10 protein-coding genes are annotated in these 12229 nt (G+C 65.9%); 8 read left to right on the top strand and 2 right to left on the bottom strand.

Translation table 11 applies throughout. The features are described 5' to 3' along the window. Positions 1 to 104 precede the first annotated feature (104 nt). Genes VGR99_RS39070 through VGR99_RS39035 form a run of 8 tightly spaced genes read left to right on the top strand, consistent with a single transcriptional unit; the run spans position 105 to position 8468 of the window. The gene (locus VGR99_RS39070; RefSeq protein WP_326905275.1) at positions 105 to 965 is read left to right on the top strand and encodes a xanthine dehydrogenase family protein subunit M; all 861 of its coding nucleotides are present in this window, start codon (positions 105 to 107) and stop codon (positions 963 to 965) included. Beyond that, positions 962 to 1486, top strand: coding sequence for a (2Fe-2S)-binding protein (locus VGR99_RS39065; protein WP_326905274.1), 525 nt, complete (start codon positions 962 to 964; stop codon positions 1484 to 1486). The genes VGR99_RS39070 and VGR99_RS39065 overlap by 4 nt, the downstream gene beginning before the upstream one ends. Further along, the gene (locus VGR99_RS39060; RefSeq protein ID WP_326905273.1) at positions 1483 to 3858 is read left to right on the top strand and encodes a xanthine dehydrogenase family protein molybdopterin-binding subunit; all 2376 of its coding nucleotides are present in this window, start codon (positions 1483 to 1485) and stop codon (positions 3856 to 3858) included. The genes VGR99_RS39065 and VGR99_RS39060 overlap by 4 nt, the downstream gene beginning before the upstream one ends. Before the next feature lie 22 nt (positions 3859 to 3880). Next, entirely contained in the window at positions 3881 to 5122 is a 1242-nt protein-coding gene (locus tag VGR99_RS39055; protein WP_326905272.1) for an ABC transporter substrate-binding protein, read from the top strand. A gap of 11 nt (positions 5123 to 5133) precedes the next feature. Continuing rightward, entirely contained in the window at positions 5134 to 6009 is an 876-nt protein-coding gene (locus tag VGR99_RS39050) for a branched-chain amino acid ABC transporter permease (protein WP_326905271.1), read from the top strand. After that, complete coding sequence (locus VGR99_RS39045) at positions 6009 to 7004, top strand: branched-chain amino acid ABC transporter permease (RefSeq protein ID WP_414645223.1); 996 nt, start codon at positions 6009 to 6011, stop codon at positions 7002 to 7004. Before VGR99_RS39050 ends, VGR99_RS39045 begins: the two co-directional genes overlap by 1 nt. Beyond that, on the top strand, positions 7001 to 7756 hold the full coding sequence (locus tag VGR99_RS39040; RefSeq protein ID WP_326905269.1) for an ABC transporter ATP-binding protein: 756 nt from the start codon (positions 7001 to 7003) through the stop codon (positions 7754 to 7756). Before VGR99_RS39045 ends, VGR99_RS39040 begins: the two co-directional genes overlap by 4 nt. Then, entirely contained in the window at positions 7749 to 8468 is a 720-nt protein-coding gene (locus VGR99_RS39035; protein WP_326905268.1) for an ABC transporter ATP-binding protein, read from the top strand. The genes VGR99_RS39040 and VGR99_RS39035 overlap by 8 nt, the downstream gene beginning before the upstream one ends. A 33-nt stretch (positions 8469 to 8501) precedes the next feature. Here VGR99_RS39035 and VGR99_RS39030 read toward each other — a convergent pair whose 3' ends face one another. Together VGR99_RS39030 and VGR99_RS39025 are read right to left on the bottom strand one after the other, a co-directional pair. Beyond that, positions 8502 to 9023: a hypothetical protein gene (locus VGR99_RS39030; RefSeq protein WP_326905267.1), complete on the bottom strand. Its 522-nt coding sequence runs from the start codon at positions 9021 to 9023 to the stop codon at positions 8502 to 8504. 18 nt (positions 9024 to 9041) lie between these two features. Continuing rightward, positions 9042 to 12224 carry a DUF6519 domain-containing protein gene (locus tag VGR99_RS39025; protein WP_326905266.1) on the bottom strand — a complete coding sequence of 1061 codons (3183 nt, stop codon included), beginning with the start codon at positions 12222 to 12224 and terminating at the stop codon, positions 9042 to 9044. Positions 12225 to 12229: the final 5 nt, after the last annotated feature.

Genomic DNA, 12229 nt, shown 5'->3' with positions numbered 1-12229 from the left:
ATTTCCTGTTGACCGCCCTCCGGCGGCGTGTCAGGATTTTGAGACCAGATGGTTACAAATCTGGCATCCCGGCTGATGAGCCGACGGATCTCGAGGAAACGGCGGTGAAGGCGAGGGCTTTCAGCTATTTTCGTGCTGCGACGATCGACCAGGCGCTTGATGCTCACGCACGCGCCGGCGATGACGCGCGCTTCATTGCCGGGGGGCAAAGCCTCGTGCCGGCGCTCTCGTTGCGGCTGCAGGCGCCGCGGCTCCTGATCGACATCACCCATATTAACGAGCTGCGCGGCGTCAGGCGCGAAGGCGGCTATCTGCGCATCGGCGCGCTGACGCGCCACTGCGAGATGCTGAGCGAGCCGTTGATCGCGGAGTTCGCGCCGCTGCTGCATGCCGCCGCGCCCTTCGTCGCCCATCCCGCGATCCGCAACCGCGGCACCTTTGGCGGCAGTGTCGCGCTCGCTGATCCCGCATCCGAATTTCCCGCGATGACGTTGGCGCTCGACGCGGAGATCGAGATCGCGGGCGCCACGGGCAGCCGGCGCGTCAAGGCCGACGACTTCTTCCTCGACCTGTTCGAGACCGCGTTGCAGCCGGGCGAGCTGATCACCGCAGTCCATGTTCCCCTGTTCAAGGCCGACCAGCGCTTTGCCTTCGACGAATTGGCGCGCCGGCGCGGCGACTACGCGCTGGTCGGTTGCGGCCTGCTTGCGACCTGCACCGCCGACCGCATCGACGACATCCGCATCTCCTTCTTCTCGGTCGGCAACACGCCGATGCGTGTGAAGGGCGCGGAAGCGACCCTGATCGGCTCGAATCTCGATGCGGAGCGTATTGCCGCCGCACAAGCCGCTCTCGAAGGCGATCTCGCGCCGCCCGAGGGCGACGAGGTGCCGCCGGCGATGCGGCTGCATCTCGCCCGCGTGCTGCTGGGGCGCCTGCTCGGACGTTTGAGGGACGGCGCATGAGCGGCTTTGACGAAACTCTGCTGGACGAGGCTGACGAAACCGTGCGGGTCCGGTTCGTCGTCAACCGCCGCAAGGTCGCCTGCGAGGTCGCACCACGCGAGACGCTGGTCGATTGCCTGCGCAATGAGCTCGAGCTGACCGGCACCCACGCCGGATGTGAGATGGGCGCCTGTGGTGCCTGCCTCGTGCAGCTCGATGGCCGCGCCGTGCATTCGTGCCTGATGTTCGCGGTGCAGGCCGATGGTGCGACCATCAACACGATCGAGGGACTCACCGAGAGCGGCGCTATCGCCGACCTCCAGGCCGAATTCCACCGCCGCAACGCGCTGCAATGCGGCTTCTGCACGCCGGGCATGCTGGTCAGCGCGCAGGAGCTGCTGTCGCAGGTCGCGCAGCCGAGCCGCGAGCAAATCCGCGACGCGCTGTCGGGTAACTACTGCCGCTGCACCGGCTATGAGGCGATCGTCGATGCGATCGACGCCGTGGCCAAGGCACGCAGCACAGGCGGAGGCGCAGCATGAGCGCACCGCTGACCTCGCTCGACCGCCCGAACTCCTATATCGGCCGCTCGGTGCCGCGGCCGAACGCCAAGCGGCTGCTGGCGGGACGCGGGCGCTATATCAGCGATCTCAAGCTGCCGCGCATGCTCTATGCCGCGTTCCTGCGCAGCCCGCATGCGCATGCGAAGATCATCGCGATCAATACCGACGAGGCCTGCGCGCTCGAAGGCGTGCATCTTGTCGCAACCGGTGCCGATCTCGCAAAAATCTGCACGCCCTGGATCGGCACGCTCGACCATTTCAAGGGCATGACCTCGTCGCCGCAGTGGCCGCTGCCGCTCGACCGCGTGGTCTGGGCCGGGCAGGCGGTAGTCGCGGTCGTTGCCGAGAGCCGGGCGATTGCCGAGGACGCGCTGGAGCTGATTGAGGTCGACTATGAGGACCTTCCGCTGGTCGTCGATATCGACGCAGCGCGAGAAGCCGGCGGCCCCCTGATCAATCCCGGCAGCGCCAGCAATGTCTGCTTCCGCAGTCAGCTCGACAGCGGTGCCGTCGACGATGCCTTCGCGAACGCTGCGCATGTGGTGGAAGAGGAATTTTCGTTCGGCCGCCACACGGCAGTGACGCTGGAGCCGCGCGCGATCGTCGCCGATTACGATCCGTCGGCCAGGCTGCTCACTGTCCATCACGCGACGCAGACGCCGTATCAGTTCCAGGATCTCTATTCGCGACACTTCGGTATCCCAGAGGCGCGCGTTCGCGTCATCGCGACGGACATCGGCGGCTCTTTCGGGATGAAGCTGCATGTCTATCACGAGGACATGGCGGTGGTCGGTCTCTCGATCCTGCTTGGCCGCCCTGTCAAATACGTCGCCGACCGAATCGAGTCCTTCGTCTCCGACATCCACGCCCGCGATCATCGCGTCCGCGCGCGCATGGCGCTTGATGCCAAAGGCGAGATTCTGGCGATGGACGTGCTTGATCTGACCGCGATCGGCGCGTTCTCGACCTATCCACGCACCAGCGTGGTCGAGGGCAATCAGGTGATCCGCCTGATGGGCGGTCCCTATCGCTTCAAGAATTATCGGGCCACGCTGGAAGTGCTGTTCCAGAACAAGGTGCAGACCAGCCAGTATCGCGCCGTCGGCCATCCCGTCGCCTGCGCCGTCACCGAGCGGCTGGTCGACATGGCAGCAAGCAAGGTCGGTCTCGATCCCTTTGCGATCCGCGCGCAGAACGTGATCCCCGACGATGCCTATCCGCAGACCTCGCCGACCGGCTACCGTTTCGAGGCGCTGTCGCATCAGGCCTGCCTGAAGCGCCTGCACGAGATGATGGACTACGATGCGCTCCGCGCCGAGCAGGCCGATTTGCGCAAGCGCGGCATCTATCGCGGCATCGGGATTGCGACCTTCATCGAGATCACCAATCCGAGCCCGGCCTTCTACGGCGTCGGCGGTGCGCGCATCTCCTCGCAGGACGGCGCCATTCTCAGCCTGACGCCATCGGGCGAGGTGCGCTGCCTGATCTCCGTCACCGAGCAGGGGCAGGGCACCGAGGCGATCATCAGCCAGATCGTTGCCGACCAGCTCGGTCTTGCGCAGGAGCACGTCAAGGTCATCACCGGCGATACGGAAGTGACACCGCATGGCGGCGCCACCTGGGCCTGCCGCGGCGCCGGCATCGGCGGCGAGACCGCGCTGCAGGCCACGCGCGCGCTCAAGCGGAACATTCTGGAGATCGCTGCGCTCATCCTTCAGGAGCAACCGTCGGCGTTCGACATCGTCGACGGCCAGGTGGTGGACGCGGCGACGCGGAACCAGCGGATGCCGATCGCCGAGATCGCGCGTATCGCCTATTTCCGTTCCGACACGCTGCCGCCGGGCACCCAGGCGCAGCTCACGGTCAGCCACCATTTCGCGCCGCAGGGCTATCCCTTCGCCTTCACCAACGGCATCCAGGGCTGCTCGTTGGAGGTCGATGTCGAGACCGGCTTCATCAAGGTGCTGAAGCACTTCATCGTCGAGGATTGCGGCCGCGTCATCAATCCGATGCTGGTGGACGAGCAGCTTCGCGGCGGCATCGTGCAGGGGCTCGGTGCAGCCCTGTTCGAGGAATGCCGCTACAGCGACACCGGCCAGCTCATGAACGGCTCGCTGGCCGACTATCTCGTGCCGATGCCGATGGAAATGCCTGATATCATGATCGCGCATGTCGAGACGCCGACCGCCGATACCGAGCTCGGCGCCAAGGGCGTCGGCGAGGCCGGCACAGCGGCGGCGTCCGCTTGCGTGCTCAATGCCGTCAACGATGCGCTCACGCCGTTCGATGCCACCATCAATTCGATCCCGATCACGCCGACAAAAGTCCTGAAAGCCCTGAAGCGTTTCTAGAAAAAAGACCCTGGAGGAAATCATGCCAAAATCCGGTTCGACCCCGAAGATAACCCGCCGCACCGCGCTCGCCGGTCTCTCGGCCAGCGCGGCGCTGCTTGCCATGCCCCGGCTCGGCCGCGCCGCAGATGAGACGATCCGCATCGGCTTCCCGACCCCGTTGACCGGCCCGTTCGCCGCGGAGGCGCGCGATCAGGTCAAATGCGCCGAGCTCGCGGTCAAGCTCGTCAACGACAAGGGCGGCATCGGCGGCCGCAAGGTCGAGCTCTTGGTGCGCGACGACAAGCTCAACGCCGGCGAAGCCGCGACCCGTACGCTGGAGCTGATCGAGAAGGACAAGGTGCACGCCGTGGTCGGCGCGCTCTCCAGCGCGGTGCAGCTCGCGGTCAACGAGGTGACCCGCGCCCGCGGCGTGATCTATGTCTCGATCAGCCAGTCCGACACCATCAACGAGGCCAAGGATTTCAGCAAGTTCACCTTCCATGAGGCGCTGAACCCGCACATGACGACGGCCGCCGTGGCGCGGCAGACCCTGAAGAAGGGCATGAAGGTCGCGCATCTCGTTGCCGATTACGCCTACGGCCATGAAATGCTGCGCGGCTTCAAGCGTGCGCAGACTGCGATCGGCGCGGACAATGTCGGCGAGATCCTGCATCCGTTCGGTGCGGCCGATTACTCCACCTTCATGCCGCGCCTGATGTCGATGCGGCCGGACGTGCTCTGCATCTCCAATTTCGGCCGCGACCAGGCCAATGCGATCAAGCAGGCCGTGGATTTCGGCGTCAAGCAGCAGATGAAGATCGTCGTGCCTGTCATCCTGCACAACCAGCGCTTGGCGGTCGGCCCTGACGTGTTCGAGGGCGTGGTCGGCGGTGCCAACTATTACTGGGGCCTGGAGGCGCAGAGCAAGTCGGCAGCCGCTTTCAACGCGGCATTCAAGGCCGCCAATGGCGGCGCGATCCCGACCGATTACGGCGCCTACGGCTATTCCGGCGTCGGATCGCTGCTGGCCGCGATGCAGGCCGCGGGCGGCACCGACACCGACAAGGTGGTCGACGCCCTGGAGAAGCTGCAATACGATCTGACCAAGGGCCCGCAGCACTACCGCAAATGCGACCATCAGTCGGTGCAGTCGGTGCTGGTGCTGGAATCCAAGAAGAAGTCGGCGATGACCGGCGACAACGATCTGTTCGCCATCCTCGCCAACGACGCAGGCTCCGACGACATGCTGCGCAGCTGCAGCGAGCTCGGCCACGCGACCTAAGACCCGGTACGATGGACCTGTCGCTGATCATCATGCAGCTTCTCTCCGGGATCGCCCTTGGGGCGGTCCTGGTGATCACTGCGCTTGGACTGACGATCGTGTTCGGCATGCTCGGGGTGGTCAATTTCGCCCACGGCGCGCTGTTCATGATCGGGGCCTATGCGGGGCTGTATCTGGCATCGCTCACCGGAAGTTTTTGGTGGGGATTGCTGCTCGCGCCCATCCTGATCGGCGCCTTCGGCATGCTGATCGAGTTCGTCCTGATCCGCAGGCTCTATGGACGCTCGATCGACGATCCGCTGCTGCTCACCTTCGGCCTCAGCTACATCCTGGTTGAAGGCGTGCGCATCGTGTTCGGCAGCGACGGCATTCCGTTTCCGACCCCGCCGCAGCTGATCGGCGTGCTCGACCTCGGGATCGGCTTCTTCCCGCGCTACCGCCTGTTCGTCATCGCGCTGGTAGCGGTGGTGCTGCTGGTGCTGTGGCTGACGTTGGAGAAAACCCGTATCGGCCTGATCGTCCGTGCGGGAGCACGCGATCCCATGATCATGCAGGTGCTCGGCGTCGACATCGGCCGCGTCTGGCTCGCGATCTTCGGTCTCGGCGTCGGGCTTGCTGCGCTCGGCGGCGTGCTCGCTGGCCCCATGCGCAGCGTTAATCCGGAGATGGGCTCGCTGGTGCTGGCTGAGGCCTTTGTGGTGACGGTGATCGGCGGCCTTGGCTCGATCGTCGGCGCGGTCGTGGCGGGCCTCATGGTCGGTATTTCCATCAGCCTGGTGGCGCTGTTCGCGCCTGAAATGGCGACCATCGTCATGTTCGCGTTGATGGCGGTGGTGCTGCTGATCCGCCCGCAGGGCCTGTTCGGCGTGAGAGGGAGGACCGCGTGATGTCACCATCGAGTGGCGAAGCGGTCGCCAAACCTAGTCTCGCTGGGCTCGGCTGGCTTCTCGAGCAGCGCGTGCTGCTGTCGATCGCGGTGCTGGCCGTGCTGCCCTGGCTGCTGCCGTCGCAGGCGCTCGCCGTCAACGTCCTGATCTACGGCGTCGTGGTGATGGGCTACAATCTGCTGTTCGGCTACACCGGGCTGCTGTCGTTCGGCCAGGCCGCGTTTTTCGGCGCCGGCGCCTATTTCACGGGAATCGCGATCGGCCGCTACGGCGTACCCTGGTTCGCGGCGGTCGCGATTGCCATGCTGCTCAGCACCTGCCTTGCCGCCGCGATCGGCATCGTCTCGACGCGCACCCGCGGCATCTATTTCTCCATGGTGACGCTCGCGCTGGCGCAGCTCGTCTATTACGTCGCGCTGCAGGCTTCGTCCTTCACCGGCGGCGAGAACGGCCTGCGCGGCTTCACCGTCGACCGCATCAGCCTGTTCGGGCTCTCGGTCAACTTCCTCGACCCCGTCAACAAATATTACGTGCTGATGGCGCTCGCCGCGCTCGCCATGTGGTTCCAGTCGCGCATCCTGAACTCGCCGTTCGGCGCGGTGATCGAGGCGATTCGCGAGAACGAGCAGCGGGCGCGCGCCTGCGGCTACAATGTCGAGCGCAGCAAGCTGATCGTGTTCATGCTGTCGGGGGCGATCTCCTCGCTCGGCGGCTGCATGCTGGCGCTGCATCTGTCGATCGTGCCGCTGGATATCCTGCACTACCAGACATCGGGCATGATCGTGATGATGGTGCTGCTCGGCGGCGCCCGCAGCTTCTTCGGGCCGTTCGTCGGCGCGGCCACGTTCCTGATCCTGGAGGACGTCATCTCGGTCTGGACGCCGCATTGGCAGATCTTTGTCGGCGCGATCTTCGTGCTGTTCGTGCTGTTTCTGCCCAAGGGCATTTGGGGCACGTTGCTGGACGCGCTCGGCGTCGGAAAGGCGCGGCCATGAGCGGCGAACTGCTCCGCGCCGAGGGCATCGGCAAGCATTTTGGCGGCTTTGTCGCGCTCGAAGACATCACCGTGTCCTTTGCAGCGGGACAGCTCACCTCGATCATCGGGCCGAACGGCGCCGGCAAAAGCACCTTCTTCAACATCCTCTCCGGGGCGCTGACGCCGACGTCTGGAAAACTGCATTTCCGGGGACGCGAGCTGAACGGCCTGCCGCAGCACCGCTTCGTGCATCAGGGCATTTCGCGCTCCTACCAGATCACGAACATCTTCCCGGACCTCACCGTGCACGAGAACGTCCGTGTGGCGGCGCAGGCGCTGACCGTGAGCTACGACATCTGGCGCAACCGTGCGCGGCTGCCGGAGCTGAACGCGAAGGCCGATGCCGCGCTCGACGCAGTCGGCCTGCTCGGCAAGCGGAACGAGCTGGCAAAATTCCTGTCGCATGGCCAGCAGCGGGCGCTGGAGATCGCGATCGCGCTGGTCTCGGAACCGGAGCTGTTGCTGCTGGATGAGCCGACAGCCGGCATGGGGCCGGAAGAGACCAAGGACATGGTCGCGCTGCTCGAACGTCTGGCTGAGAAGCGCACGGTGCTCCTCGTCGAGCACAAGATGAAGATGGTGCTGGGCCTCTCCAAGCGCGTGGTGGTGTTGCATCACGGTCGCCTCTTGGCGGACGGCGCGCCCGACGAGATCAGGAGCAACCCGGAAGTCCGCCGGGTCTATCTCGGACAGAGTGAAGGTTATGGCTGAGACCGCGCTGCTCGAAATCAACGATCTCCACGCCTGGTATGGCGCCAGCCACATCCTGCACGGCATCTCGCTGCACGTGAAGCAGGGCGAGGTGGTCGCGCTGGTCGGCCGCAACGGCGCCGGCAAGACCACGACCTTGCGCGCGATGATGGGCTTGATGCCAAAGGCGACCGGCCGTGTGCGCTTTGCGGGCAAGGAGCTGTTGCCGCTCCGCGCCCATCAGCGGTTTCATCTTGGCCTGGCCTATGTGCCCGAGGAGCGCCGCATCGTCCCCGGCCTCTCTGTGCGCGAGAACCTTCGGCTTGGCCTCGTCGCCGCCGGCCGCGAGATCGAGGAGCGGGTCGCGATCGATGAGATCGCCGAGACGTTTCCGCGCCTGAAGGAGCGCCTCGACCAGGAGGGCGTGACGCTCTCCGGCGGCGAGCAGCAGATGCTGGCGATTGCGCGCGCGCTGATCGCCGATCCCAAGATGATCCTGCTCGACGAGCCCTCGGAGGGCATCATGCCTGTCCTGGTTGAGGAGATGGGCGTGCTGTTCCGCCGCCTGCGAGACGAGGGCAAGACGCTGCTTCTGGTCGAGCAGAACGTCGAATGGGCGCTGCGGCTCGCCGACCGCGCCGTGATCATCGACCAGGGCGAGGTCGTGCACGAGAGCAGTGCTGCCGCGTTGCTCGCGGACAAGGACATCCAGGAGCGCTACTGCGCGGTGTGAAGGCCCGATTAAGAGGGGCCGTGCGCGGAAAGATCACCCAAGGGTCTTGCCGAGCTCGTTGAGCTTGGCAATCGCGGCCTTGCCGACTTCGGTGATGTTCTTCTCCGCGCGTGCGGCCAGTTCGCGGTCGGCCTCAAAACCCTTCCTGACGGCATTGACGCTGTCGCGGATCTGGCCGCCGATCGTGGGGTCACCGATCGCCTTCTTCACAGCGCTGTCGTCGAACGCTTTCACGGTCTGCTCCTGATCCGCGAGGCGCGCGCTGTTGCCGGCTGAGGTCTCATCGAGCGCCTGGCGAAGCGCCTGGTCCAGCAGCTCCTTCAGGGCCTCGAGCGGGCCTTCGGTGGCCGAACTGGTCGTGCTGACCTTGAACCCCGGCGTGTCCGGCACGAACAGCACGGTGCCACGCGCGAGCTTGCTGAGGTCGGCATGCGGATTGGCTTCCTGCAAGGCCTTGAGCGCAGCCTCGCTGCGAACATGGCTGAGATTGGCATGCAGCAGCTTCTCGCTGACCGCCTTGAGCTTGGTCTCTTCGCCGACGATGAAGGTGCGCATCGCATGATCTCCCTAAGGTCAGCCTATCACGTTGAGCGGTGCCCACGGCGTGTTGGCGATGCCGCCGGGGATGATGATGTTGCCGGTGGTGATGTTGCCGAGCACGGTCATGGCCCGCGCATTGGCGAGGCGGATCGAGCTTTCGCCGCCGCGCACGCGGTTCGTGCTGATGATGGCGATCGCGCTCTCCAGCGCTACGGCGATGCTCTTGTTGCTGGCTTCGACCCGATTGTCGTTGAACAGGCATTCCTGACCGGCGACAACCAGCACGGCGGGGGCAGGCCCGCGGGCGGAGAGCGTGTTGCCGATGATGCCGGCCCGCGCCCCCTCGGTGTCGTTGGCGGCGAGGCTGGCCTTGACGAATGCATAATCGGCGCCGAGCGCCAGGATACGTCCGTCACCGAGCCGGATGGTAACCTTCTCACCGGCCTGTCCGAATGGTGTTCTCGGATTGACTTCGGCCGTCGTCAGCGCGAGCCAGTTGCCGGTGGAGTCGTCGGCAACGGGCGCAAGGTCGCGCTGCACCGTATTATGGTTGACCTCGATCTGGGTCTGCGGCGCACGGAGCATGATGCCGGCGCTGGTGCCGACGAAGCCCTTGGCGGGTGCGATCTCGACGATCTCGTTGCCGCTCACGCGCGGACGGTTGACGCCGAAGGTGAGGACGCCGGCGCGTAGCGCCGACTTCACCGCCGCAACACCGATAGCGCGAACCAGATTTCCGGCGATGGTCGCGCTCTCGGCGCGGATCACCTCGATCCCGACCACGCTGCCGTTGTCGCTCTCGGTCGCGGGGCCGATGTTGCGAATGTGGTTGTTCTCGATCGAGACTGCGGCTGCGTCGGTGGCGCCACCGAGCATGATCCCGGCACCGCAGGTGTCGATGGCATTGAGCTTGATGATCAGATCCTGCGATGCCGCGATCACCTTGATGCCGGCGGTGCCGAAGCCGTGGATCTGGTTGGCGAGGATGTGCGCGACGGCCGTGCCGCGGCGGTCGAGCCCGGGGATCAGCCCGATCCCGACATGGTCGCCGGGCGACCAGTTGCGCAGCTGGTTGCGCTCGATCCAGAGACCTGCCGCCGCGCAGGCGATGCCGTGGGCGTTGATGTTGAAGCTGTTGCCGTCGATCGCGAGCGAGGCACCGGGCAGCGCCAGTCCCTGGGCGGCGACGGCCGTGTCGCTGCAGCCGAGGATCTCGTTGTGTGCGATCCGTGTGGCGAGCAGATGCAGCACCTCGTCGGCGAAGGCGATGGCGCCACGCTGGCACAGCAGGACGTTCTCCTCGATGGCAACAGCCGCCGCCAGCAGGAATTCGGCTCCGCCTTCGGTACCCTTGATCCCGCCGCCCGCAATCGCAACCGGCGCGAAGATCGCGTTCTCGGAGAGCTTCGCAGCGGCAACCAGGCCGCGCAGCACCACCGCCGGGAGCTGCGCGTTCTCGGTGCCGAGGGCCGCGATGGCGAGCCGGGTCAGGCCGAGGCCGATGCAGGTCGAGACGTCGATGGTCGGATCGCGCGCCAGCGAGATGATCGCGAGGTCTTCGATCGCGATTGCAAAGGAGTCCTGGATCGCGAAGGCGCCGGCCGGCGCCACCAGCAGCGTCGCCGGGCCCTTGCCGACGATACGGATCGATTTCGCCTGGTTGATCGTGACGGCCGCCCGCAGCACATATTGGCCCGGTCCGAGGCAGATCGTGCCGCCGGTCTCGCGCAGCTTGTTGACGGCGTCCTGGATCGTGAAGCTGCCGCTCTCGTGCTGCTCGACCGTGACGCAGGCCGTGCAGGCGCAGTCGTGGCCTCCGCCTTCCGGTGGCCACGGGTGACGGCAGTCGGTGACGCTCTTGGCACCGACATCCCAGATGCCGAGCCTTGCATAATGGTGGTGGATGCCGCGCGGCGGCGCGCGGTCGAGCAACTCGACGCTGGCATCCGCCGTGCGCGCGGCGAAGGCCCACCAGTCGCCGGCGCGAAAGCCCGCAGGTCCCGTCGAATCGAAGCTCACGGTGACGCCGTCCTCGAGCAGGATGGTCGTGCCAGCGGCGGGCACCTTGATCACACCGGTTGATCCGGCGGCGTCGAGATCGCCGATCTGCACCGGCGTGCCGCTGGCATCGGTCCGAAACACCTTTCCCTTCTGGTCCCAGCGCCGCACCCGCAAATTGGTCTGCTTCGGCCAGTCGCTGTTGGGGAAGTTCGGCGGCAGCATCGGGGCCGGAAGCGCCGGTGTGAAGGTGATGCGGCGGGTTGCCTCGGTGACGGTGATGCGGCGCATCTCGCCGGCGGCTTGTGAAAACTCCCTGGCGTCGTCGACGATCTCGACCCAGTCGCCGGTGTTGAAGCGAAGCACGTCATCACGACCGAGGCTGTCGAGCTCGAGCTCGCTGGCCGAGATTATGCTGGCGACGCGCGAGCCGATGCTGGCGTTCTCGCGCGACCATTTGAAGGTCGCGTTGCCGCCGGGTTGGCCGGGGTCCTGAATCTCGACCCGGTAGAGCTGGTTCTCGAGGCCGCGGAAGCCGCCGGTCGGCGGCAGCTCGCAAGGGTCGGTGGTCGGCGCTGCGTCGAACGTGCCTGTCGTGAGCACGCCGGTCGACGGTGCGATCACCGCATTCCAGCCCGGCATATCCTCGTCCGGCGTCGCGCAATCGGTGTTGTCGCCGGCATCGGTGTCGAGCACGCGGACCTGCCACACCGTCTGGAGCCGCGAACTGGTCTCGACGCCGACGGCGATCTCGACCAGCTCGGGACGCTCCAAATAGGTCAGCTCGCGATTCCAGACGTCGAGATAGACGAGATGGCGGCCTGCGGTCGGCAACGGCGGCCGCACCTTGGCCGGCAGGTAGGGTTGCGTCTCGTAGGTGAGCTTGTCGGTGAAGACGGTCTCGGCCATCAGGTCGTCGAAGAGGCGCTTGTCGAGATCGGCAAGGCCGTGATTCTCCGCGAGCAGGCCGTCGACATAGAGCCGCCCCTTGCCGATCTCCAGCGTACTGCCGGCAACGCCGAGCTTGAATGCATCCGGCGTGGTCGCGGACACCGTGGCACGGCCGAGCACGTCGCTGGCGAGTGCCCGCAGCCTGCGATCGAGGATCGCCATCAGCTCGTTGGCGTCGCCGTCGAGCAGAACGGCACCTTGCTTCAGCTCCAGGCCGGCGAAGTCGAGCAGCGGGTCGAGACGAACGCGTGAGAAGTCGGCACCCATGATAG

This window comes from Bradyrhizobium sp., from assembly GCF_035935975.1.
Taxonomy (GTDB): Bacteria; Pseudomonadota; Alphaproteobacteria; order Rhizobiales; family Xanthobacteraceae; genus Bradyrhizobium.
This window is presented reverse-complemented; position numbering and strand designations above follow the sequence as displayed.

Excerpts from the sequence above, each read along its gene's own strand:
- VGR99_RS39065 (WP_326905274.1), top strand. The coding sequence starts at position 962 with ATGAGCGGCTTTGACGAAACTCTGCTGGACGAGGCTGACGAAACCGTG.
- VGR99_RS39060 (WP_326905273.1), top strand. The coding sequence starts at position 1,483 with ATGAGCGCACCGCTGACCTCGCTCGACCGCCCGAACTCCTATATCGGC.
- VGR99_RS39055 (WP_326905272.1), top strand. The coding sequence starts at position 3,881 with ATGCCAAAATCCGGTTCGACCCCGAAGATAACCCGCCGCACCGCGCTC.
- VGR99_RS39050 (WP_326905271.1), top strand. The coding sequence starts at position 5,134 with ATGGACCTGTCGCTGATCATCATGCAGCTTCTCTCCGGGATCGCCCTT.
- VGR99_RS39045 (WP_414645223.1), top strand. The coding sequence starts at position 6,009 with ATGTCACCATCGAGTGGCGAAGCGGTCGCCAAACCTAGTCTCGCTGGG.
- VGR99_RS39040 (WP_326905269.1), top strand. The coding sequence starts at position 7,001 with ATGAGCGGCGAACTGCTCCGCGCCGAGGGCATCGGCAAGCATTTTGGC.
- VGR99_RS39035 (WP_326905268.1), top strand. The coding sequence starts at position 7,749 with ATGGCTGAGACCGCGCTGCTCGAAATCAACGATCTCCACGCCTGGTAT.
- VGR99_RS39030 (WP_326905267.1), bottom strand. The coding sequence starts at position 9,023 with ATGCGCACCTTCATCGTCGGCGAAGAGACCAAGCTCAAGGCGGTCAGC.
- VGR99_RS39025 (WP_326905266.1), bottom strand. The coding sequence starts at position 12,224 with ATGGGTGCCGACTTCTCACGCGTTCGTCTCGACCCGCTGCTCGACTTC.